The 20,327-nt window shown below is 69.5% G+C and carries 18 protein-coding genes; 9 read left to right on the top strand and 9 right to left on the bottom strand.

What is annotated here, in order from left to right:
* Window positions 1-183 precede the first annotated feature (183 nt).
* Window positions 184-1,626 (top strand): CCA tRNA nucleotidyltransferase, encoded by a 1,443-nt coding sequence (locus J7E94_RS21420; protein ID WP_215017836.1) that lies wholly within the window; start codon window positions 184-186, stop codon window positions 1,624-1,626.
* A gap of 24 nt (window positions 1,627-1,650) precedes the next feature.
* Here the strand turns inward: J7E94_RS21420 and J7E94_RS21415 are convergent, their stop codons facing one another.
* The 3 genes from J7E94_RS21415 to J7E94_RS21405 form a co-directional block, all read right to left on the bottom strand.
* The gene (locus J7E94_RS21415) at window positions 1,651-2,919 is read right to left on the bottom strand and encodes an MFS transporter (protein ID WP_215017817.1); all 1,269 of its coding nucleotides are present in this window, start codon (window positions 2,917-2,919) and stop codon (window positions 1,651-1,653) included.
* A gap of 108 nt (window positions 2,920-3,027) precedes the next feature.
* Complete coding sequence (locus J7E94_RS21410; RefSeq protein ID WP_215017815.1) at window positions 3,028-4,110, bottom strand: inositol-3-phosphate synthase; 1,083 nt, start codon at window positions 4,108-4,110, stop codon at window positions 3,028-3,030.
* A gap of 49 nt (window positions 4,111-4,159) precedes the next feature.
* Complete coding sequence (locus J7E94_RS21405) at window positions 4,160-4,762, bottom strand: PadR family transcriptional regulator (RefSeq protein ID WP_215017813.1); 603 nt, start codon at window positions 4,760-4,762, stop codon at window positions 4,160-4,162.
* A gap of 274 nt (window positions 4,763-5,036) precedes the next feature.
* On the opposite strand from J7E94_RS21405, the gene J7E94_RS21400 reads away from it, so the two are divergent.
* Together J7E94_RS21400 and J7E94_RS21395 are read left to right on the top strand one after the other, a co-directional pair.
* Window positions 5,037-7,613, top strand: coding sequence for a transglycosylase domain-containing protein (locus tag J7E94_RS21400; RefSeq protein ID WP_215017811.1), 2,577 nt, complete (start codon window positions 5,037-5,039; stop codon window positions 7,611-7,613).
* A gap of 87 nt (window positions 7,614-7,700) precedes the next feature.
* Window positions 7,701-9,161: a glycosyltransferase family 87 protein gene (locus tag J7E94_RS21395; RefSeq protein WP_215017809.1), complete on the top strand. Its 1,461-nt coding sequence runs from the start codon at window positions 7,701-7,703 to the stop codon at window positions 9,159-9,161.
* 35 nt (window positions 9,162-9,196) lie between these two features.
* Here the strand turns inward: J7E94_RS21395 and J7E94_RS21390 are convergent, their stop codons facing one another.
* From J7E94_RS21390 to J7E94_RS21380, 3 genes are all read right to left on the bottom strand, one after another.
* Window positions 9,197-10,228 (bottom strand): alanine racemase, encoded by a 1,032-nt coding sequence (locus tag J7E94_RS21390; RefSeq protein WP_215017807.1) that lies wholly within the window; start codon window positions 10,226-10,228, stop codon window positions 9,197-9,199.
* A gap of 64 nt (window positions 10,229-10,292) precedes the next feature.
* A complete protein-coding gene (locus J7E94_RS21385) occupies window positions 10,293-11,411 on the bottom strand; it encodes a peptidoglycan bridge formation glycyltransferase FemA/FemB family protein (protein ID WP_215017805.1) in 1,119 nt (372 codons plus the stop codon).
* A gap of 133 nt (window positions 11,412-11,544) precedes the next feature.
* The gene (locus J7E94_RS21380; RefSeq protein WP_215017803.1) at window positions 11,545-11,859 is read right to left on the bottom strand and encodes a hypothetical protein; all 315 of its coding nucleotides are present in this window, start codon (window positions 11,857-11,859) and stop codon (window positions 11,545-11,547) included.
* A gap of 253 nt (window positions 11,860-12,112) precedes the next feature.
* Between J7E94_RS21380 and rpsF the strand changes: the two genes are divergently transcribed.
* The 4 genes from rpsF to rplI all read left to right on the top strand — a co-directional run bounded on the left by rpsF (window position 12,113) and on the right by rplI (window position 13,821).
* Window positions 12,113-12,403, top strand: a complete 291-nt coding sequence (gene rpsF, locus J7E94_RS21375; protein WP_004950685.1) for a 30S ribosomal protein S6 — start codon at window positions 12,113-12,115, stop codon at window positions 12,401-12,403.
* Between the two features lie 73 nt (window positions 12,404-12,476).
* Window positions 12,477-13,076 carry a single-stranded DNA-binding protein gene (locus tag J7E94_RS21370; protein WP_215017802.1) on the top strand — a complete coding sequence of 200 codons (600 nt, stop codon included), beginning with the start codon at window positions 12,477-12,479 and terminating at the stop codon, window positions 13,074-13,076.
* Between the two features lie 43 nt (window positions 13,077-13,119).
* On the top strand, window positions 13,120-13,356 hold the full coding sequence (gene rpsR / locus J7E94_RS21365) for a 30S ribosomal protein S18 (protein WP_005315025.1): 237 nt from the start codon (window positions 13,120-13,122) through the stop codon (window positions 13,354-13,356).
* Between the two features lie 18 nt (window positions 13,357-13,374).
* Entirely contained in the window at window positions 13,375-13,821 is a 447-nt protein-coding gene (gene rplI / locus J7E94_RS21360) for a 50S ribosomal protein L9 (RefSeq protein WP_031156063.1), read from the top strand.
* Between the two features lie 128 nt (window positions 13,822-13,949).
* On the opposite strand, the gene J7E94_RS21355 is transcribed toward rplI, so the two are convergent.
* Complete coding sequence (locus J7E94_RS21355; protein WP_215017799.1) at window positions 13,950-15,287, bottom strand: MATE family efflux transporter; 1,338 nt, start codon at window positions 15,285-15,287, stop codon at window positions 13,950-13,952.
* A 453-nt stretch (window positions 15,288-15,740) separates the two neighbouring features.
* Between J7E94_RS21355 and dnaB the strand changes: the two genes are divergently transcribed.
* Both dnaB and J7E94_RS21345 read left to right on the top strand, forming a co-directional pair.
* On the top strand, window positions 15,741-17,204 hold the full coding sequence (dnaB, locus tag J7E94_RS21350; protein ID WP_215017895.1) for a replicative DNA helicase: 1,464 nt from the start codon (window positions 15,741-15,743) through the stop codon (window positions 17,202-17,204).
* A gap of 9 nt (window positions 17,205-17,213) precedes the next feature.
* The gene (locus J7E94_RS21345; protein WP_215017797.1) at window positions 17,214-18,599 is read left to right on the top strand and encodes a serine hydrolase; all 1,386 of its coding nucleotides are present in this window, start codon (window positions 17,214-17,216) and stop codon (window positions 18,597-18,599) included.
* A gap of 9 nt (window positions 18,600-18,608) precedes the next feature.
* On the opposite strand, the gene J7E94_RS21340 is transcribed toward J7E94_RS21345, so the two are convergent.
* Together J7E94_RS21340 and J7E94_RS21335 are read right to left on the bottom strand one after the other, a co-directional pair.
* Window positions 18,609-19,784: a winged helix DNA-binding domain-containing protein gene (locus J7E94_RS21340; protein ID WP_215017795.1), complete on the bottom strand. Its 1,176-nt coding sequence runs from the start codon at window positions 19,782-19,784 to the stop codon at window positions 18,609-18,611.
* A 55-nt stretch (window positions 19,785-19,839) separates the two neighbouring features.
* Window positions 19,840-20,301: a GNAT family N-acetyltransferase gene (locus J7E94_RS21335; RefSeq protein WP_215017793.1), complete on the bottom strand. Its 462-nt coding sequence runs from the start codon at window positions 20,299-20,301 to the stop codon at window positions 19,840-19,842.
* Between the last annotated feature and the right edge of the window lie 26 nt (window positions 20,302-20,327).

Raw genomic sequence — 20,327 nt, 5'->3', positions numbered from 1 at the left:
CTAGCCCGTCCCTCGAAGTGTCAGTGGTCGTCGTCTGTGCGTCCACGCATGGTAACGAGGCCCGCTGTGCGCGAGTGCCGCGCCTTGCTCCACATGATCGGCTCAGCCCCGGGGCGCCGGTGTACCGGGGTCCCCGGAAAACGGGGAAGCTCAGGCCGGGCGGGGCACGTACCCTTTTCAGTTGTGCCGAACGCCAATGAAGACAACCCCACTGCCCTGAGTCAGGTGCAGCGCCGCGCGGTGAGTGAACTGCTGCGGGTCGCTCCTGTCGCCGACGAGCTCGGCCGCCGGTTCCAGGAGGCGGGATTCCGCCTCGCCCTGGTCGGCGGGTCCGTCCGCGACGCGCTGCTCGGGCGTCTCGGCAACGACCTCGACTTCACCACCGATGCCCGGCCCGAGGAGGTACTGAAGATCGTCCGGCCGTGGGCGGACTCGGTGTGGGACGTCGGGATCGCCTTCGGCACCGTCGGTGCGCAGAAATCAGGCTTCCAGATCGAGGTGACGACGTACCGCTCGGAGGCCTACGACCGTACGTCGCGCAAGCCCGAGGTCTCCTACGGCGACTCGATCGAGGAGGACCTGGTCCGGCGTGACTTCACGGTCAACGCCATGGCGCTGGCCCTGCCGGAGCAGGAGTTCATCGATCCGCACGGCGGTCTGGAGGACCTGGCCGCCGGCATCCTGCGCACCCCCGGCACCCCGGAGGACTCGTTCTCCGACGATCCGCTGCGCATGATGCGGGCGGCGCGCTTCGCCGCGCAGCTGGAGTTCGAGGTCGCCCAGGAGGTCGTGGCGGCCATGAAGGCCATGTCCGACCGGATCGAGATCGTCTCGGCGGAACGGGTCCAGGGCGAGCTCAACAAGCTGATCCTCTCGGTCAACCCGCGCAAGGGCCTGGGCCTGCTCGTGGACACCGGTCTGGCCGACCGGGTCCTGCCCGAGCTGCCCGCGCTCCGGTTGGAGAGCGACGAGCACCACCGGCACAAGGACGTCTACGACCACTCGCTGATCGTGCTGGAGCAGGCCATCGCCCTGGAGGAGAACGGCCCCGACCTGGTGCTGCGCCTCGCGGCCCTGCTGCACGACATCGGCAAGCCGCGCACCCGCCGCTTCGAGAGCGACGGCCGGGTCTCCTTCCACCACCACGAGGTGGTGGGGGCGAAGATGACCAAGAAGCGGCTGACGGCCCTGAAGTACTCCAACGACATCGTCAAGGACGTGTCCCGGCTGGTGGAGCTGCACCTGCGCTTCCACGGATACGGCGACGGGGAATGGACCGACTCCGCGGTGCGGCGCTACGTCCGCGACGCGGGCCCGCTGCTGGAGCGCCTGCACAAGCTGACCCGGTCCGACTGCACCACGCGCAACAAGCGCAAGGCCAACGCCCTCTCCCGTACCTATGACGGGCTGGAGGAGCGCATCGCCCAGCTCCAGGAGCAGGAGGAGCTGGACGCGATCCGGCCCGACCTTGACGGCAACGAGATCATGCGGGTCCTCGACGTCGGCCCCGGTCCGGTGATCGGGAAGGCGTACGCGTTCCTGCTGGAGCTGCGGCTCGAGAACGGCCCGATGGGGCACGAGGCGGCCGTCGCCGCTCTCAAGGAGTGGTGGGCCGCTCAGGCCTGACGCACGGGTGCCGGTGGCGATGTTTCACGTGAAACATCGCGCTTGCCGGCCCAGCAGCGCCGCGGTCGCGGCGTAGAGGGCGGCGACACAGAGGATCAGGGTCATGGAGCGCCCGTCGGCGGGGAGCATGAGGGAGGCCACCGCCGCCGCGCCGACGAACGCGACGTTGAACAGCACGTCGTAGACGGAGAAGACGCGTCCGCGGTAGTCGTCGGCCACCCGGGACTGCACCACCGTGTCGGTGGAGATCTTGGCGCCCTGGGTGGCGAGGCCGAGGACGAATGCGGCGACCAGCATGGGTCCGGGGGCGAAGGACAAGCCGAGCGCCGGGACCAGGGCGGCGGCGCCGGCGGAGCAGGCGGTGATCCAGCCCAGCGTGCCCAGCCGTCCCACCATCCAGGGCGTGACGGCGGCGGCCGTGAAGAATCCGGCCCCGGAGACGCCGACGGCGACGCCCAGGAGGGCCAGCCCGTCGGACTCGTTGTCCGACCAGGCGTAGCGGCACAGCATGAGCAGCATGACGAAGAGCGCCCCGTAGCAGAAGCGCATCATGGTCATCGCGGTGAGCGCCTGGGCGGCCTCCCGGCGGGCGGCCAGGTGCCGCAGGCCTGCGACCATGCCCCGGACGGTGAGCGCGATCCCCTCGCCGACCGACGGGTGGATCACACCGGGCGGATGGTCGGGCCCGAGGAGTTCGGGGGCCAGACGCAGCGAGACCAGGGCCGCGCACAGGTAGAGCCCCGCCCCGAGCAGGATGACGAGGGCGTCCGGGTCGGAGGCGACCAGCCGGACGAGGAAGGCCAGGCCCCCGCCGGCGGTCGCCGCGAGGGTTCCGGCGGTGGGGGACAGTGCGTTGGCGGTGACCAGCTGCCCGGGGTCGACGACGCGGGGCAGGGAGGCGGCGAGCCCGGCCAGGACGAAGCGGTTGACGGCGGTCACGGACAGCGCCGAGGCGTAGAAGACCCAGTCGGGGACGTGCGCCACGATCAGCATGCCGGTGACGCAGGCGAGGAAGGCCCGCAGCAGGTTGCCATAGAGGAAGACCTGGCGGCGGCGCCAGCGGTCGAGCAGCACGCCGGCGAACGGGCCGATCGCCGAGTAGGGCAGGAGCAGGACCGCCATGGCCGAGGCGATCGCCGCGGGCGAGGTCTGCTTCTCCGGCGAGAAGACGACGTAGGTGGCGAGCGCGACCTGGTAGACGCCGTCCGCCGCCTGCGAGAGCAGCCGTACGGCGAGCAGGTTGCGGAAGTCCCGCAGGCGCAGGAGTACGCGCAGATCACGTACGACAGGCATGTGGGCAAGGGTCACATACGCGGAGGGTCCCCGGACACATTGCCCGGGGACCCTCCGCGGAAGAACAGCCTAAGTCCAGGTGTCCGCTGGGACCCTTGGGGGGTTCGGCTAGCGCTCGACCTCGCCCCTGATGAACTTCTCGACGTTCGCGTAGGCCTCGTCGTCGAAGTACTGCACCGGCGGGGACTTCATGAAGTAGCTGGACGCCGACAGGATCGGGCCGCCGATACCGCGGTCCTTGGCGATCTTCGCGGCGCGCAGGGCGTCGATGATGACACCGGCGGAGTTCGGGGAGTCCCACACCTCGAGCTTGTACTCGAGGTTCAGCGGGACGTCGCCGAACGCGCGGCCTTCGAGGCGGACGTAGGCCCACTTGCGGTCGTCGAGCCACGCGACGTAGTCGGACGGGCCGATGTGGACGTTCTTCTCGCCGAGATCACGGTCGGGGATCTGCGAGGTGACGGCCTGCGTCTTGGAGATCTTCTTCGACTCGAGGCGGTCGCGCTCGAGCATGTTCTTGAAGTCCATGTTGCCGCCGACGTTGAGCTGCATGGTGCGCTCAAGACGGACACCGCGGTCCTCGAACAGCTTCGCCATCACACGGTGCGTGATGGTGGCGCCGACCTGCGACTTGATGTCGTCGCCGACGATCGGGACACCGGCCTCGGTGAACTTGTCCGCCCACTCCTTGGTGCCGGCGATGAAGACCGGGAGAGCGTTGACGAAGGCGACCTTGGCGTCGATGGCGCACTGGGCGTAGAACTTCGCCGCAGCCTCGGAGCCGACGGGCAGGTAGCAGATCAGGACGTCGACCTGGCGGTCCTTGAGGATCTGCACCACGTCGGCCGGAGCCTCGGCGGACTCCTCGATGGTCATGCGGTAGTACTTGCCCAGGCCGTCCAGGGTGTGGCCGCGCTGCACGGTCACGCCGGTGTTCGGGACGTCGCAGATCTTGATGGTGTTGTTCTCGCTGGCGCCGATGGCGTCCGAAAGGTCGAGGCCGACCTTCTTCGCGTCGACGTCGAACGCGGCGACGAACTCGATGTCACGCACGTGGTAGTCGCCGAACTGGACGTGCATCAGACCGGGGACCTTGGCCGCCGGGTCGGCGTCCTTGTAGTACTCGACGCCCTGCACCAGCGAGGCGGCGCAGTTGCCCACGCCTACGATGGCTACGCGAACCGAACCCATTCCGGTTGCTCCCTGTTTGTTCTCGTACGAGGCCTGCGAGATGCAGGCCTCATTTTGCGGTGTCGTCGGATGGGCCGGGTCGTCTCTGATCCCGTCCCGCCCGCTCGCTCTCGATGAGCTCGTTCAGCCAGCGCACTTCGCGCTCCACGGACTCCATGCCGTGTCGCTGCAGCTCGAGCGTGTAGTCGTCGAGGCGCTCTCGCGTGCGGGCCAGTGAGGCGCGCATCTTCTCCAGGCGCTCCTCCAGCCGGCTGCGGCGGCCCTCCAGTACCCGCATGCGCACTTCTCGCTCGGTCTGACCGAAGAAGGCGAAGCGGGCGGCGAAGGACTCGTCCTCCCAGGTGTCGGGGCCGGTGTGGGAGAGGAGCTCCTCGAAGTGCTCCTTGCCCGCGGCCGTCAACCGATAGACGATCTTGGCGCGGCGCCCTGCGAGTGAAGCGGCGAGAGCGTCTTCCGGGGCGTTGCCCGGCTCTTCGATCAACCAGCCGTTGGCGACCAGCGTCTTGAGGCAGGGATAGAGCGTCCCGTAGCTGAAGGCCCTGAACACCCCCAGTGACGTGTTGAGCCGCTTCCGCAGCTCGTAGCCGTGCATGGGGGATTCGCGAAGCAGGCCGAGGACGGCGAATTCGAGGATGCCTGAGCGTCTGCTCATCCGCCTGCCTCTCCTCCGACACTGAGTCTTTATACCGAGCTGATGTATCGGCTCGATACATCCAGACGATAGAACGGGTCGGGGCCGACGACAAGTGGGGACGTGGTGACCGGCGTCACATCACCAATTCGTACGAGGCAAGTTGCCTGATTTGGGGTGAACTTCGGCACTGTTGGGGTTTTGACCGTGCGTAGTCTGTGCGCCATGACACCGGGGGAACCGGAATTCACCTGCCGCTTCCAGGCCACTCGCCTGCCCGAGGAGTAGTCGTTCGATGAGCGAGCACCGCCGTAAACCGCCGCAGCCCCAGGGTGGTGGGCGAGCCTCGGCCCGCCGGGCCGCCCAGCAGCGCCCCGGCCGGGGCGCCGAGGCCGGACGTGACGTCCCCACCGCGTCGCCCAGCGGCTCCTATGCGGAACGTTCCGCGCAGGGGAGCAGAGCCGGGGCCCGCCGGGCCGCACAGAGAGGTTCCACGGGCCGCGGACGCGGCTCCGCCAAGGCCGCGCGCGGCTCGGGCCGCCCGGACAAGCGGCTCATCAACTACCCGCGGTCCGACCGGGACGGCTGGAAGCGCTTCGTACCGTCCTGGAAGTTCGTCGGCGGTACGGTCCTGGGCTTCTTCGCGATCATCACGGCCGGAGCCGGTGTCGGCATCGCCATGGTCAACACACCCGACCCGAACAAGGCGGCCCAGGCGCAGAACAACGTCTTCTTCTGGGAGGACGGCAGCCAGATGGTCGCGACCGGCGGCTCGATGAACCGGCAGATCGTGACCATCGACAAGATCCCCCGGTCGATGAGGGACGCCGTGATCGCCGCGGAGAACCAGTCCTTCGAGACGGACAAGGGCGTCGACCCGATGGGCATCGCCCGCGCCGTGTGGAACATGGCCACGGGCGGCTCCACCCAGGGCGGCTCGACGATCACCCAGCAGTACGTGAAGAACACCTACCTCGACTCGGACCAGACGCTCAAGCGGAAGGCCACCGAGCTCTTCATCGCGATCAGGCTGGGCGTCTCGGTAGACAAGGACAAGGTCCTCGCGGGCTACCTGAACACCGCCTACTACGGCCGGGACGCCTACGGAATCCAGGCCGCGGCCCGCGCCTACTTCGGCAAGGACTCCCAGGACCTGAACCCGTCCGAGTGCGCCTTCCTGGCTTCCGTGCTCAAGGGCCCCAACCTGTACAACCCGGATGGCGGCATCGGCGCCGCGGCCACCCCCGCCCTCAACGAGGACCGGGCCAGGAAGCGCTGGGCCTGGGTGCTGGACCGCGAGGTCGAGGTCGGCCGGATGACCAAGGAGGAGCGGGCCAAGTACCAGCCCTCCGACTTCCCCGCCCGGGTGGAATCCGAGCAGGCCCGCGGCATGTCCGGCCAGATCGGCTACCTGGTCGAGACGGCCAAGCAGTACGTGATGAAGACCAAGAACATCACCGCCGAGCAGATGGCCCTGGGCGGGTACCAGATCCACACCACCTTCCAGAAGCCGAAGGTGGACGCGCTGGTCAAGGCCGTCGAGGACACCCGCAACGACTTCCTCGACGAGAAGAAGCGCCCCGACCTCGACACCTTCGTGCAGTTCGGCGCCGCCTCCGTCGACGTGAAGAGCGGCGCGATCGTGGCCCTGTACGGCGGGCCCGGCTGGGATCAGAAGCACTTCACCAACAACGCCAACACCATCGGCGTCCCGGTCGGCTCGACCTGGAAGCCGTACGTCCTGGCGGCGGCGATGCAGTACGGCACCCAGAACTCCAAGGGCCGGGGCATCTCGCCCGACAGCAAGTACCTGGCCGACGACCTCACCGTGATCAAGAACCGTCAGGGCCAGCCACTGATGGACAAGGACGGCAAGCCGTTCCGGCAGAAGAACGAGAGCCCCACGGCCCACGGCTACGTGACCCTCACCGAGGCGATGGAGAAGTCCATCAACGTCCCCTTCGCCCAGCTCGTCTTCGACGTCGGTCACGCCAAGGTGCGTGACGTGGCCAAGTCGACCGGGATCCTCGAAGATTCGATGGACAAGGACAACACCGCCTCGTTCGCGCTGGGCACCTCGACCCCGAGTGCCATCCGCATGGCCGACTCGTACGCCACCTTCGCCGCCTCCGGTACGCACCGCGAGCCCTTCTCCGTGACCAAAGTCGAGAAGGACGGCGAGGCCCTGAGCGGCTTCGAGGCGCCCAAGGACGAGCGGGCCATGGACAGCTCCATCGCCGACAACGTCACCAAGGTCCTGGAGAACGTGGTCCAGAACGGCACCGGCACCAAGGTCAAGAAGCTGGGCCGGCCCGCCGCGGGCAAGACCGGTACCACCGACCAGAACAAGTCGGCCTGGTTCGTCGGCTACACCCCCGAGCTCGCGACCTCCGTCACCCTCTTCCGCACGGACCCCAATTCCGCGGGGAAGGAACTGAGGTCCATGAACGGCGTGGGTGGCACCGACTCCATCCACGGTGGTGACATCCCGGCCGTGATCTGGACCGAGTACATGCGCGAGGCGCTCAAGGGCATGCCGGTCAAGCCGTTCCCTGAGGCCGAGGACATCGGCGTCACCGCCGACTCCGCCGGAGCCCCCTCCCCCACCCCCTCGGCCGTCGCGCCGCCGTCCGCCACTCCCTCGATGCCGGCGACGAGCTCCGCCCCGCCGCCGTCCCCGTCCCCGTCCAAGGGCGGCAAGCCGTCGTGCAAGCCGTGGGAGCTGTACTGCGACCCCGACCCCACGTCGGGGACCACCGAGGGCACCACGAACGGTGGATCCAGCGGCGGACCCAGCGGATCGCCGTCTCCGACGACCAGCGGCAAACCGGGCCGCCAGACCGGCTGGCCCACCTTGGCACCGAGTCAGTAGTCGGACCGCCGACCGCTGGGGGAAGGCCGTCGCACCCGGTGCGACGGCCTTCCCCCCATGTCCGGCCCCGTACGGCAGGATGAGCCCATGACCAAGGTGCACGAGGACCGCCCCGTACTGCCCACCCGGCAGGACGAGGTCGCGGCGGCCGGCAGTGAGTTCATCGGTGGCCCGCTCGGCCGCTACGCCCGGCTGGGCGGCCACTGGCTGGGGCCCGTCCGCGTGGTGGCCCTCATCGCCATCGGCATGTTCGCCCTGGGCATGGTGCAGAAGCTGCCCTGCTACGACTGGGCGTGGTTCCGGGGAGCGGGCTCGCAGTACACCCACGCCTGCTACTCCGACATCCCGCACCTGTACGCGGTGCGCGGCTTCGCCGACAATCTCACGCCCTACTTCGACCGGCTGCCCGGCGACATGGAGTACCTGGAGTACCCGGTGCTCACCGGGCTCTTCATGGAGATCGCCTCCTGGCTGACCCCGGGCAGCGGCTCCATGCAGCACCGCGAACAGATGTACTGGATGGTCAACACGGGCATGCTGATGGCCTGCGCGTCGGTCATCGCCGTGTGCGTGGCCCGCACCCACCGCCGCCGCCCCTGGGACGCCCTGCTCTTCGCCCTCGCGCCGGCCTTCGCGCTCACCGCGACGATCAACTGGGACCTGCTGGCCATCGCCCTGACCGCCGCGGGGATGCTCATGTGGTCACGCGGCCGGACGGTCCTCTTCGGCGTCTTCATCGGCCTGGCGACCGCCGCGAAGCTCTATCCCGTCCTGCTGCTCGGGGTGTTGTTCGTGCTCTGCTGGCGGGCCGGCAAGTGGCGGGACTTCGGCGCCGCCGCCCTCGGCGCGGCCGGAGCGTGGCTGGTGGTCAACCTGCCCGTCATGGCCTTCGCCTGGGAGGGCTGGACGAAGTTCTACACCTTCAGCCAGGAACGCCCCATCGACTTCGGCTCCGTGTGGCTGCTGATCTCCCAGCGCTCCGGCAACCCCCTGGAAGACGCCAACACGTACGCGACGGGGCTGACGCTGCTCCTGTGCGGGGCGATCGGACTGCTCACCCTGACCGCCCCCCGGCGGCCCCGCTTCGCGCAGCTGGCCTTCCTGGTCGTCGCCGTCTTCATCCTGGCGAACAAGGTCTACTCACCGCAGTACGTGCTGTGGCTCATCCCGCTCGCCGCGCTGGCCCGGCCGCGCTGGCGGGACTTCCTGATCTGGCAGGCCGGCGAGGTCCTGCACTTCCTCGGGATCTGGTTCTACCTGGCCTACACGACCAGCGGGGACAAGCACCAGGGACTGCCCGTCGAGGGCTACCAGCTGGCGATCACGGCCCACCTGCTGGCCACCGTCTACCTGTGCGCGGTCATCGTCCGCGACATCCTGATGCCCGAGCGGGACGTCGTACGCCGGGACGGCTCGGACGACCCGTCCGGCGGTGTCCTGGACGGGGCCGAGGACGTGTTCGTGCTGTCGGACGCGGCGAGGGCGCCGCGGTACGCGACGCCCTCGGACGGACAGCGGGTCGACTGGGGCACGAGCCCCAGGGACTGACCGGGCCGGCCGGTCGTGGACCGGCCCGGAGCGGATCAGGCGTCGAGCACCCGGTCGAACTGCGTCGTGGTGTGGCGCAGGTGCGCCACGAGCTCGTCGCCGACCTTGGGCTCGGGTGAGTCCGACGGCACGAACAGGATCGACACCTGCATGTGCGGCGGCTCGGCGAACCAGCGCTGCTTGCCCGCCCACACGAACGGCGACAGGTTCCGGTTGACCGTGGCCAGGCCCGCACGGGCAACGCCCTTGGCGCGCGGCATCACGCCGTGGAGGGCCTTGGGGGCCTCCAGGCCCACCCCGTGCGACGTACCGCCGGCCACCACGACCAGCCAGCCGTCGGAGGCGGCCTTCTGCTGGCGGTAGCCGAAGCGGTCGCCCTTGGCCACGCGCGTGACGTCGAGGACCGCACCGCGGTACTCGGTGGCCTCGTGGTCGCCCAGCCACAGCCGCGTGCCGATGCGGGCACGGAAGCGGGTCTGCGGGAACTGCTGCTGGAGCCGGGCCAGTTCCTCGGCCCGGAGGTGGCTGACGAACATGGTGTGCAGCGGCAGCCGGGCCGCGCGCAGCCGGTCCATCCAGCCGATGACCTCCTCGACGGCGTCCGAGCCGTCCGGGCGGTCCAGCGGCAGGTGCAGGGCGAAGCCCTCCAGCCGGACGTCCTCGATCGCCGCGTGGAGCTGCCCCAGGTCCTGCTCGGAGACGCCGTGGCGGCGCATCGAGCTCATGCACTCGATGACCACCCGGGCGCCGACCAGGCCGCGGACCCCGTCCAGCGAGGACACCGAGCGGATCACCCGGTCCGGCAGCGGCACCGGGTCCTCGCCCCGCCGGAACGGGGTGAGGACGAGCAGGTCGCCGCCGAACCAGTCCTTGATGCTCGCCGCCTCGTACGTCGTCCCGACGGCCAGTACGTCGGCGCCCAGCCGGGTCGCCTCCTCGCACAGCCGCTCGTGGCCGAAGCCGTAGCCGTTGCCCTTGCAGACCGGGATCATCCCGGGGAACCGGTCCTGGATCTGCTTCTGGTGCGCACGCCAGCGCGCGGTGTCGACGTAGAGCGTGAGCGCCATGCCCGTCCGGAACCTCTCCTGAAAAGCTGCGGGTGCAGCGGTGCGTGGGTGGGTGGGTAGGGGGTCAGCGACGCGACATGTAGATGTCGAGCGCCTTGTGCAGCATCTTGTTGAGCGGGAAGTCCCACTCGCCGACGTACTCGACGGCCTCGCCGCCCGTGCCGACCTTGAACTGGATCAGACCGAACAGGTGGTCGTTCTCGTCCAGCGTGTCAGAGATGCCGCGCAGGTCGTAGACGCCGGCACCCAGCGCGTAGGAGTCGCGCAGCATGCGCCACTGCATGGCGTTCGAGGGCCGTACCTCGCGCTTGTGGTTGGCGGAGGCGCCGTACGAGTACCAGACGTGCTGGCCGACGGTGAGCATCGTGGCGGCGGCCAGCGGCTCCCCCTCGTGCTTCGCGATGTAGAGGCGCATCCGGTTGGGGTCCTCGGAGTTGAGGGCCGTCCACTGGCGCTGGAAGTAGCTGAGCGGGCGCGGACGGAACTTGTCGCGCTCGGCCGTGATCTCGTACAGGTGCTGCCAGGTCGGCAGGTCCTCGTAACCGCCCTGGACGACCTCGACGCCGGCCTTCTCGGCCTTCTTGATGTTGCGGCGCCACAGCTGGTTGAAGCCCTTGAGGACGTCGTCCAGCGAGCGGTTCGCCAGCGGCACCTGGAAGACGTAGCGGGGCTGGACGTCGCCGAAGCCGGCGCCGCCGTCCTCCGCCTGCTGCCAGCCCATACGGCGCAGCTTGTCGGACACCTCGAAGGCGCGGGGTTCGATGACCGAGGCCTCCACGTCGCGCAGGCGCTTGACCTCCGGGTCCTGGATGCCGGCCTTGATGGCGGCCGCGTTCCAGCGGCGGATGACGACCGGCGGGCCCATCTTCACGGTGAAGGCGCCCTGGTTCTTGAGGTGGGCCAGCATCGGCTGGAGCCACTCCTCCAGATTCGGGGCGTACCAGTTGATGACCGGGCCCTCGGGGAGGTACGCGAGGTACCGCTTCACCTTGGGCAGCTGGCGGTACAACACGAGCGCGACCCCGACGAGTTCACCGGACTTGTCGAACCAGCCGAGGTTCTCCGAGCGCCACTCGTTCTTGACGTCGGCCCATGCCGGGACCTGGCAGTGGCTAGCCGAAGGCAGGCTCTGGAGGTAGGCCAGGTGCTGCTCTCGGCTGATGGTGCTCAGGGACAGGCTCATGCGGGGTGTCTCCTCCGGCGGCTTCGCTGGCTATGGCGCGAAGCCTACTGCGACAGAGGCGCCACCCATCTGGGGGACAGGCCGGTACCTGGGCCGGTGGGAGGCCGGCGCCCCGTCGCGGAGGTTCCCCCGGTCAGCCCAGCCAGCCGCCGAAGAGGCCGCCGTGCGCCATTCCGAGGAAGAAGCCGATGGCAGCAGCGCCAAGGCCGATGATCAGCGCGAAGCGCTCGCGTGTCGTGACGGAGACGAACTGTCCGTACGCGCCGGTCAGGATCCCGAGGAGCCCTGTCCACGAGCTGATCAGGTGCAGGTTGTGGAAGAACGCCGTGACGAACGCCACGGCGCCGAGGACGAGGGTGATCGCGAGCAGGGTGTCCTGGAGCGGGTGGGGCTTGCCGTCCGTCGCGAGCAGCGAGATGTCGGACTGGCGTCGCATGGCCTGTGCCATCGGAAGGCACCTCCTGGCTGAAGCAGAGCGGTGCTGCGGGGCCGCCTCCCGAGGGGCCGGGAGGGCATAGCACCGAGCACACCCGATGGATACAGATTGTGTCCCCCTGCCGTCGGATTTCAACCGGAAGGAGTCGAGCAGGTAGTCTGTACGGTCTGCGCGGTGTCTGTTCTGCGGACGCCGTGCGCACGCATCACGACCCTCCTGCCACGGAACGACCGTGGCCGCTGAGTCCAAAGGAGGTGGGTTCCACATGCGTCACTACGAAGTGATGGTCATCCTCGACCCCGATCTCGAGGAGCGCGCTGTCTCCCCGCTGATCGAGAACTTCCTTTCTGTCGTCCGTGAGGGCAACGGAAAGGTCGAGAAGGTCGACACCTGGGGCCGTCGTCGTCTCGCTTACGAGATCAAGAAGAAGCCCGAGGGCATCTACTCGGTCATCGACCTTCAGGCCGAGCCTGCGGTCGTCAAGGAGCTTGACCGACAGATGAACCTGAACGAGTCGGTTCTCCGGACCAAGGTCCTTCGCCCCGAGACCCACTGAACTTCGGTTCAGCGGTAATCGGGACCGAGTAGCACAGCAGCCCAGCAGCAAATCCCCGCCGAGAGGTTCATCCATGGCAGGCGAGACCGTCATCACGGTCGTCGGCAATCTCGTCGACGACCCCGAGCTGCGCTTCACCCCCTCGGGTGCGGCGGTCGCGAAGTTCCGTGTCGCGTCCACTCCCCGCATCTTCGACAAGCAGACCAATGAGTGGAAGGACGGCGAAGGCCTGTTCCTGACCTGCTCGGTCTGGCGTCAGGCGGCGGAAAACGTCGCCGAGTCCCTTCAGCGGGGCATGCGCGTCATCGTGCAGGGCCGGCTGAAGCAGCGGTCGTACGAGGACCGTGAGGGTGTCAAGCGCACGGTCTATGAGCTGGACGTCGAGGAAGTCGGCCCCAGCCTGAAGACCGCCACGGCCAAGGTCGCCAAGACCACCGGTCGCGGTGGCCAGGGTGGATACGGCGGCGGCGGTCAGCAGCAGGGTGGCGGCGGCGGTGGCTGGGGCGGAGCCCCCAGCGGCGCCGCACCTCAGGGCGGCGGAGCTCCCTCCGACGACCCGTGGGCGTCCAGCGCGCCGGCCGGCGGCCAGCAGCAGCAGGGCGGCAGCGGGGGCGGTTGGGGCGGAAGCTCCGGCGGCTCCGGTGGTGGCTACTCGGACGAGCCGCCCTTCTAGGGCAGCTCGCAACCCCACTTCTTGATTTCACAGGAGAGACACAATGGCGAAGCCGCCTGTGCGCAAGCCTAAGAAGAAGGTCTGCGCGTTCTGCAAGGACAAGACCGCTTACGTGGACTACAAGGACACGAACATGCTGCGGAAGTTCATTTCCGACCGCGGCAAGATCCGTGCCCGCCGCGTTACCGGCAACTGCACGCAGCACCAGCGTGACGTCGCCACGGCCGTCAAGAACAGCCGTGAGATGGCGCTGCTGCCCTACACGTCCACCGCGCGATAAGGAAAGGGTGACCGACTAATGAAGATCATCCTGACCCACGAGGTTTCTGGCCTCGGTGCCGCCGGCGATGTCGTCGACGTCAAGGACGGTTACGCTCGCAACTACCTGGTCCCGCGTGGTTTCGCGATCCGCTGGACCAAGGGTGGCGAGAAGGACGTGGCGCAGATCCGCCGCGCCCGCAAGATCCACGAGATCGCGACCATCGAGCAGGCCAACGAAGTCAAGGCCAAGCTCGAGGGCGTGAAGGTCCGTCTGGCCACCCGCGCGGGTGACGCCGGTCGTCTCTTCGGTTCCGTGACCCCGGCCGACATCGCCACGGCGATCGAGGCTTCCGGTGGCCCGAAGGTCGACAAGCGCCGCGTTGAGCTGGGCTCCCCGATCAAGACCCTCGGTTCGTACCAGGTCTCCGTGCGTCTGCACGCCGACGTGGCCGCGAACGTGGGCATCGAGGTCGTCGCCGCCTAAGGGCTGCGCATGAAGGGCCGCACCCCCTGGGGTGCGGCCCTTCGTCGTTGCCGGTCGCAGATGGTGTTTCACGTGAAACATCTGGGCTGGGTGAGGGGCGATGTTTCACGTGAAACATGCCCCGTGGTTCAGCGGGTGGCTCCCGCGACCAGCCAGCGGCCCGAGCGGGCGCGCAGCTGGAGGGTGACCATCCGGGCCAGCATCATGAGGGTCATCGCCCACCAGAGCGTCGTCAGGCCGCCTCCCACGGTCGGGACGAGGAGGGCCGCCGGGGTGAACACAGCCAGCGTCAGCAGCATCGCCCTGGCCAGGTAGCCGCCGTCGCCTGCGCCCATCAAGACCCCGTCGAGCACGAAGACGATGCCGGAGACGGGCTGGGAGAGAGCCACGACGAGGAGGGCAGGCAGCAGGGTGTCCTCGACCGCCGGGTCGCTGGTGAACAGCGGAATGAACACGGGACTGGCCAGGACGACCAGCAGGCCGAGGACGACGCCCGCGGCGATCCCCCACTGCACCATGCGGCGGCAGACGGCCTTGGCGCCCTCGGTGTCGCCCGCACCCAAGTAGCGCCCGATGATCGCCTGCCCGGCGATCGCGATGGCGTCCAGGGCGAAGGCGAGCAGGCTCCACAGGGAGAGCAGGATCTGGTGGGCCGCGATGTCGGCGTCGCCGAGCCGGGCTGCCACGGCCGTCGCGATCATCAGGATGGCGCGCAGCGACAGGGTGCGGACCAGCAGCGGTGCGCCGGCCTGTGCACAGGCCCGGATCCCCGCGAGGTCGGGGCGCAGCGAGGCCCCGTGCCGCCGGGCCCCGCGGACGACGACGACCAGGTAGGCGGCGGCCATGGCGCACTGGGCGATGACCGTGCCCCAGGCGGAGCCGGCGATCCCCAGGCCGGCGCCGTAGACGAGGAGGGCGTTCAGGCCTGCGTTGAGGGCGAAGCCCCCGACTGCGACGTAGAGCGGGGTGCGGGTGTCCTGGAGGCCGCGGATGACACCCGTGGCGGCCAGGACCATGAGCATGGCCGGGATGCCGAGCGCGGAGATCCGCAGATAGGTGATCGCGTACGGGGCGACGGTGTCGGAGGCCCCGAAGAGGGAGATCAGCGAGGGCGCCGCGGGCAGGACCACGGCGATGACGGCCGCGCCGATCAGCAGGGCGAGCCAGATGCCGTCCATGCCCTGCCGGATCGCGGCCTGGAGGTCGCCCGACCCGACCCGGCGGGAGACGGCCGCGGTGGTGGCGTAGGCGAGGAAGACAAAGACGCTGACGGCGGTGGTGAGGAGAGCGGCTGCGATACCGAGGCCCGCCAGCTGAGGTGTGCCGAGGTGTCCCACAATGGCGCTGTCGGCCATCACGAAGAGGGGTTCGGCGACGAGTGCGCCGAAGGCGGGAACGGCGAGTGCGAAGATCTCGCGGTCGTGCCGTCTCGGCGCAGCCTTCGGTGCTGCGGGGGCCTGTGTCATGGGCTCAATCTAATCTTCCACAGGTAATGGATGCAAGGGTCGTTGGATCCTTACTGAGGTCCTGACTAGGGCGTTCCTTCGGACCCGTTGGAGGTGATCTTGAGACAGTGGCCAAGATTTTTCCGTCGAGCGGGCTCCGAACCGCAAAATAGCAGGTCAGTGCGGGTGTGGAGGTGGGGCAGGTGATTTTGTCCACAGCGTCGTCCCCCGGTCCGTGCACAGCTTCCGGCGACTTACCCACAGCATTGGCGCCGTCGTCCACATCTCATCCACACAGCCTGTGGATAACAAGATTGGCTGACGCCGCTCGCGGCCCTACCGTGGTGCGTTGCCCGTCTCGCCGTGAGCCGTTTCGGGTGCCCCAAATGTCAGAGCCGTGTCGTAGAAAGAGTCGGCACGGCGAGGTCCGCGTTGCGGACGGGAGGAGGCGGCCCGGTGAGCATGCCCGAGCCCATGGACGACCCTTGGGCCGACAGCGGTCCTGGCGACCGTCTGCCCGCCCGTCCGCGCCGTAACGGCGAGGGCCGCGGCCGCGGGGACGAACAGCACGACCGGGGCCGCGAGGGCGGCTCCTGGGACGGCGGCGGTGGCGGCTTCGAGCGCGTCCCCCCACAGGACCTCGACGCCGAGCAGTCGGTCCTCGGCGGCATGCTGCTGTCCAAGGACGCGATCGCCGACGTGGTCGAGGTCCTCAAGGGACACGATTTCTACCGGCCCTCGCACGAAACGATCTACCAGGCCATCCTCGACCTGTACGCGAAGGGCGAGCCGGCCGACCCGATCACCGTCGGCGCCGAACTGACCCGGCGCGGTGAGATCGGCAAGGTCGGCGGGGCCTCGTACCTGCACACGCTGGTGCAGTCCGTCCCGACCGCTGCGAACGCCGAGTACTACGCGGAGATCGTCCACGAGCGAGCCGTCCTGCGCCGCCTCGTCGCCGCCGGTACGAAGATCACGCAGATGGGCTACGCCGCCGACGGCGACGTCGACGAGATCGTCAACAGCGCCCAGGCCGAGATCTACGCCGTCACCGAGCAGCGGACCTCCGAGGACTACCTGCCGCTGGGCGACATCATGGAGGGCGCCCTCGACGAGATCGAGGCGATCGGGTCGCGCAGCGGCCAGATGTCGGGCGTTCCGACCGGCTTCACGGATCTCGACTCGCTGACCAACGGCCTGCACCCGGGCCAGATGATCGTCATCGCCGCCCGTCCCGCGATGGGCAAGTCCACCCTCGCGCTGGACTTCGCCCGGGCCTGCTCCATCAAGAGCAACCTGCCGAGCGTGATCTTCTCCCTCGAAATGGGGCGCAACGAGATCGCGATGCGCCTGCTGTCGGCGGAGGCCCGGGTGGCTCTGCACCACATGCGCTCGGGGACGATGACGGACGACGACTGGACCCGGCTGGCCCGCCGGATGCCGGACGTCTCCGCCGCCCCCCTGTACATCGACGACTCCCCCAACCTGTCGATGATGGAGATCCGGGCCAAGTGCCGCCGGCTCAAACAGCGCAATGACCTCTCGCTCGTGGTCATCGACTACCTCCAGCTGATGCAGTCGGGCGGCTCGCGCCGTCCCGAGAGCCGCCAGCAGGAGGTCTCGGACATGTCGCGAAACCTCAAGCTGCTGGCGAAGGAGCTCGAGGTCCCCGTGATCGCGCTCTCCCAGCTGAACCGTGGCCCGGAACAGCGCACCGACAAGAAGCCGATGGTCTCCGACCTGCGTGAGTCGGGCTCGATCGAGCAGGACGCCGACATGGTGATCCTGCTGCACCGTGAGGACGCGTACGAGAAGGAGTCCCCGCGCGCGGGTGAGGCGGACCTGATCGTGGCGAAACACCGTAACGGCCCTACGGCCACGATCACCGTCGCCTTCCAGGGCCACTATTCGCGCTTCGTGGACATGGCCAACACGTAGCATCCGATCATGGATGAGCTCTCTGAGGACCTTGAACTTCTCCCTGCCACCCGGCGTGCGCTGAGGCACCGGATCGCCGTCGCCCAGAGCGAAGGGCGGGCGCCGTCCGTGGTGGCGGCCGTCGTGCGGGGCGGGGAAGTGGTCTGGGAGGGCTCCCGGACCTCGGTGGAGGGGCACGGCCCCGACGGGAACGTCCAGTACCGGATCGGGTCGATCAGCAAGACCTTCACCGCTGTTCTCGTGATGCGGCTGCGGGACGAGGGGCTGCTGGGGCTCGCGGATCAGCTGGAGAAGCACCTGCCCGGTACCGGCGCCGGCGAGGTGACCGTCGCTCAGTTGCTGGCCCACACCGGCGGTCTGGCGGCGGAAACACCCGGCGAGTGGTGGGAGCGCACGCCGGGCGGGCTGCGGCCCGAGCTCGCCGACGTCCTGGGCGACGAGCCGTTCCGGCACACGCCCGGAAGCCGGCACCACTACTCCAACCCGGGTTACACACTGCTGGGTTCGCTCGTCGAGGCACTGCGCGGCAAGCCGTGGGAAGAGGTGCTGCGGGCCGAGGTGCTGGAACCGCTGGGTCTGGACCGGACGAGCGGGCTGCCGCAGGCGCCGCACGCGGGCGGCTGGGCGGTACACCCCTGGGCGGACGTGATGCTGCCCGAGCCGCTGGAGGACCTGGGCCTCATGGCGCCTGCCGGCCAGCTGTGGTCCACGACGCGGGACCTGGCGCGGTTCGCGGACTTCCTGCTGCGCGGGGACGAGCGCGTGCTGAGCGCCAAGTCCGTACGGGAGATGCGTACGTCGGCGGCGCCGCCGGAACCGGGCTTCGCCGAGCTCGGCTACGGGCTGGGGATGCAGTTGACGGCCCAGGGCGAGCGCCAGCTCGCGGGGCACAGCGGATCGCTGCCGGGGTTCGTCGCGGGGCTGTTGCTGAGCGAGGCGGACGACGTGGCGGCGGTGGTGCTCGCGAACTGCACCTCGGGCCTGCCGGCCTCCTCGGTGGCCGCGGACCTGGTGGCGATCGTGGCGGACGCCGAGCCGCGGTTCCCGCAGCCGTGGCGGCCCTTCCGGGAAGCCGATCAGGTCCCGCTGGAGGTGTGCGGCCCCTGGTACTGGGGGACCTTGCCGCACGTCGTGCGGCTGAAGGCGGACGGGTCGCTGGAGCTCGCCCCGGTGGGCGCGGCCGGTCGCACCGCCCGCTTCCGTGCGGAGCCGGACGGCACGTGGACGGGCCTGTCCGGCTACTACGCGGGAGAGACGCTGCGGGCGGTACGCCGTGCCGACGGCTCGGTGAGCCACCTCGATCTGGCGTCCTTCGTGTTCACGCGGGAGCCGTACGACGCCCAGGCCCCGGTGCCCGGCGGGGTGGACCCGCAGGGCTGGCGGGGTATCGGCTGACGCCCTTGCTCAGGCGACGAGTTCGCGCTCCAGAGGGGTGCGGAAGCGCGGGGTGATGCGGGCGCCGCCCACCCATGCGGCGAGGCGGTCGGCCTCGGCGGTGATCGCCTTCTCGGCGGCGCGGCCGGGGCTGCCCAGCAGCCGCCAGACGACCTGGCCGTCGGTGCGCTGGGCCCAGCCGCCGACGATCTCGCCGTTCCACCACACGGTGGGGCCGATGTTGCCGGCGTAGTCGAAGAGGGCGGGCCGGTGCGCGGGATCGAGGTGGAAGCCGCGGTCGGCCCAGCCCATGCCGCTGGGGTCGAGCCCGGGCAACAGGGCGGCCCAGGGCTCCGGGGCCGGTTCGGGCGTGGTGTCACCGGGGCTGACGAGGGCTGTGGTCCCGTCGTCGAGGCGGACCTGGTCGGGGCCCACGGCCGCGAGGGCCTTGCGGACGTCGGTGAGGGTCCAGCCGGTCCACCACCTGAGGTCGGTCTCGGTGGCCGGACCGTAGGCGTGGAGCCAGCGGCGGGCGATCTCGGCCCGGGCTTCGGCTGGGGGCACGGCGGGCCAGGGTTCGGTGTGGACCCAGCGGAACTGGCTGGAGGTCCATGATCCGCGCGGGCGGTCGCGCCGGATCCGGCCGTCGGCGGCCAGCAGGCGGATGACGCGGGTGGCGACACCGGTCTGCGTCTCGTACTTCTTGCCCCTGCCGATGGTGATCTTCCGGCGCAGGGCGGGTACGGCCGCTGACAGCTGGCTGCCGGTGCAGGGGCCGCTGCGGTCGAGGGCTTCGAGCGCCGCGCTCTCGGCCTGGGCCAGCCAGGCGGCGTCCAGTCCCTGGCCGTCCTCGTCGAGGTGCTTGAGGAGAGTGCGGCGCTCTTTGACGGCGATGGCCCGCGCGGTGGAGGAGTCGACGTGCGGAGCGAGGTCCCTCGAGACAGCGAAGAGCGTGTTGCGCATGCTCAGCAGCCGGACAAGGCCCACGTCCTCGTAGAGCGCCTGTTCGATCGCCTCCGGGCCGCCCGCGCTGAGCCGGGCGCGGATGGAGAGGAAGAGGGTCGCGGCGTCGGTGGCGTGCAGGGCCACGACGGCGTCCGCCGCCTGGGCAGCGGTGGCGACGCGAGTCGAGGGAGCCAGGCGGTGGCGACGGCCGAGCCGGTGGCGGCGCTCGGCGGTGCTGACGAGGGGAAGGCTGGGGCTCATCCTCCCGATCGTAGGCCGGGCCGCCGACACGGCGGCCGGCCTACGGCACCGACGCTCAGAGCTGAAGTTTGAACCCGACGTGGGAGGCGGCGAAGCCGAGCCGCTCGTAGAAGCGGTGGGCGTCGGTCCGGGTCGCGTCCGAGGTCAACTGCACCAGGTCGCAGTTCTCGTCGCGGGACTTCTCGATGGCCCATTCGACGAAGGTGGTACCCAGGCCGCTGCCCCGTTCGTCGGTGTGGACGCGGACCCCTTCGATGATGGAGCGGGTGGATCCCTTGCGGGAGAGGCCCGGGACGATGGTGAGCTGGAGGATGCCCACGACGCGGTCCGCGCGGACGGCGACGACCAGGTGCTGGTTCGGATCTTCGGCCAGGCGCTTGAGAGCCGCGAGGTACGGGGTGAGGTCCTCCGGGGATTCCCGAGTGGCCCCGAGGGGGTCGTCGGCGAGCATGGCGACGATGGCGGGCAGATCGGCCTCGGTGGCGGGGCGGATGACCAGGGCGGGGGTATCGGTCATGGCGGGGTTCCCTAAGAATGGTTGGC

The sequence above is a fragment of the Streptomyces sp. ISL-94 genome, assembly GCF_018614075.1.
GTDB lineage: Bacteria > Actinomycetota > Actinomycetes > Streptomycetales > Streptomycetaceae > Streptomyces.
The sequence above is the reverse complement of the archived record's forward strand: the minus strand, read 5'-3'. Positions and strand labels throughout refer to the sequence as shown.

Coding starts and splice junctions, on each gene's coding strand:
- J7E94_RS21340 (WP_215017795.1), bottom strand. CDS start 19,784: ATGAGCCCCAGCCTTCCCCTCGTCAGCACCGCCGAGCGCCGCCACCGG.
- J7E94_RS21395 (WP_215017809.1), top strand. CDS start 7,701: ATGACCAAGGTGCACGAGGACCGCCCCGTACTGCCCACCCGGCAGGAC.
- rplI (WP_031156063.1), top strand. CDS start 13,375: ATGAAGATCATCCTGACCCACGAGGTTTCTGGCCTCGGTGCCGCCGGC.
- J7E94_RS21390 (WP_215017807.1), bottom strand. CDS start 10,228: ATGGCGCTCACGCTCTACGTCGACACCGCGCGCTGGCGTGCGCACCAG.
- rpsR (WP_005315025.1), top strand. CDS start 13,120: ATGGCGAAGCCGCCTGTGCGCAAGCCTAAGAAGAAGGTCTGCGCGTTC.
- J7E94_RS21380 (WP_215017803.1), bottom strand. CDS start 11,859: ATGGCACAGGCCATGCGACGCCAGTCCGACATCTCGCTGCTCGCGACG.
- J7E94_RS21415 (WP_215017817.1), bottom strand. CDS start 2,919: ATGCCTGTCGTACGTGATCTGCGCGTACTCCTGCGCCTGCGGGACTTC.
- J7E94_RS21345 (WP_215017797.1), top strand. CDS start 17,214: ATGGATGAGCTCTCTGAGGACCTTGAACTTCTCCCTGCCACCCGGCGT.
- rpsF (WP_004950685.1), top strand. CDS start 12,113: ATGCGTCACTACGAAGTGATGGTCATCCTCGACCCCGATCTCGAGGAG.
- J7E94_RS21410 (WP_215017815.1), bottom strand. CDS start 4,110: ATGGGTTCGGTTCGCGTAGCCATCGTAGGCGTGGGCAACTGCGCCGCC.
- J7E94_RS21370 (WP_215017802.1), top strand. CDS start 12,477: ATGGCAGGCGAGACCGTCATCACGGTCGTCGGCAATCTCGTCGACGAC.
- J7E94_RS21385 (WP_215017805.1), bottom strand. CDS start 11,411: ATGAGCCTGTCCCTGAGCACCATCAGCCGAGAGCAGCACCTGGCCTAC.
- J7E94_RS21355 (WP_215017799.1), bottom strand. CDS start 15,287: ATGACACAGGCCCCCGCAGCACCGAAGGCTGCGCCGAGACGGCACGAC.
- J7E94_RS21335 (WP_215017793.1), bottom strand. CDS start 20,301: ATGACCGATACCCCCGCCCTGGTCATCCGCCCCGCCACCGAGGCCGAT.
- J7E94_RS21405 (WP_215017813.1), bottom strand. CDS start 4,762: ATGAGCAGACGCTCAGGCATCCTCGAATTCGCCGTCCTCGGCCTGCTT.
- J7E94_RS21400 (WP_215017811.1), top strand. CDS start 5,037: ATGAGCGAGCACCGCCGTAAACCGCCGCAGCCCCAGGGTGGTGGGCGA.
- dnaB (WP_215017895.1), top strand. CDS start 15,741: ATGGACGACCCTTGGGCCGACAGCGGTCCTGGCGACCGTCTGCCCGCC.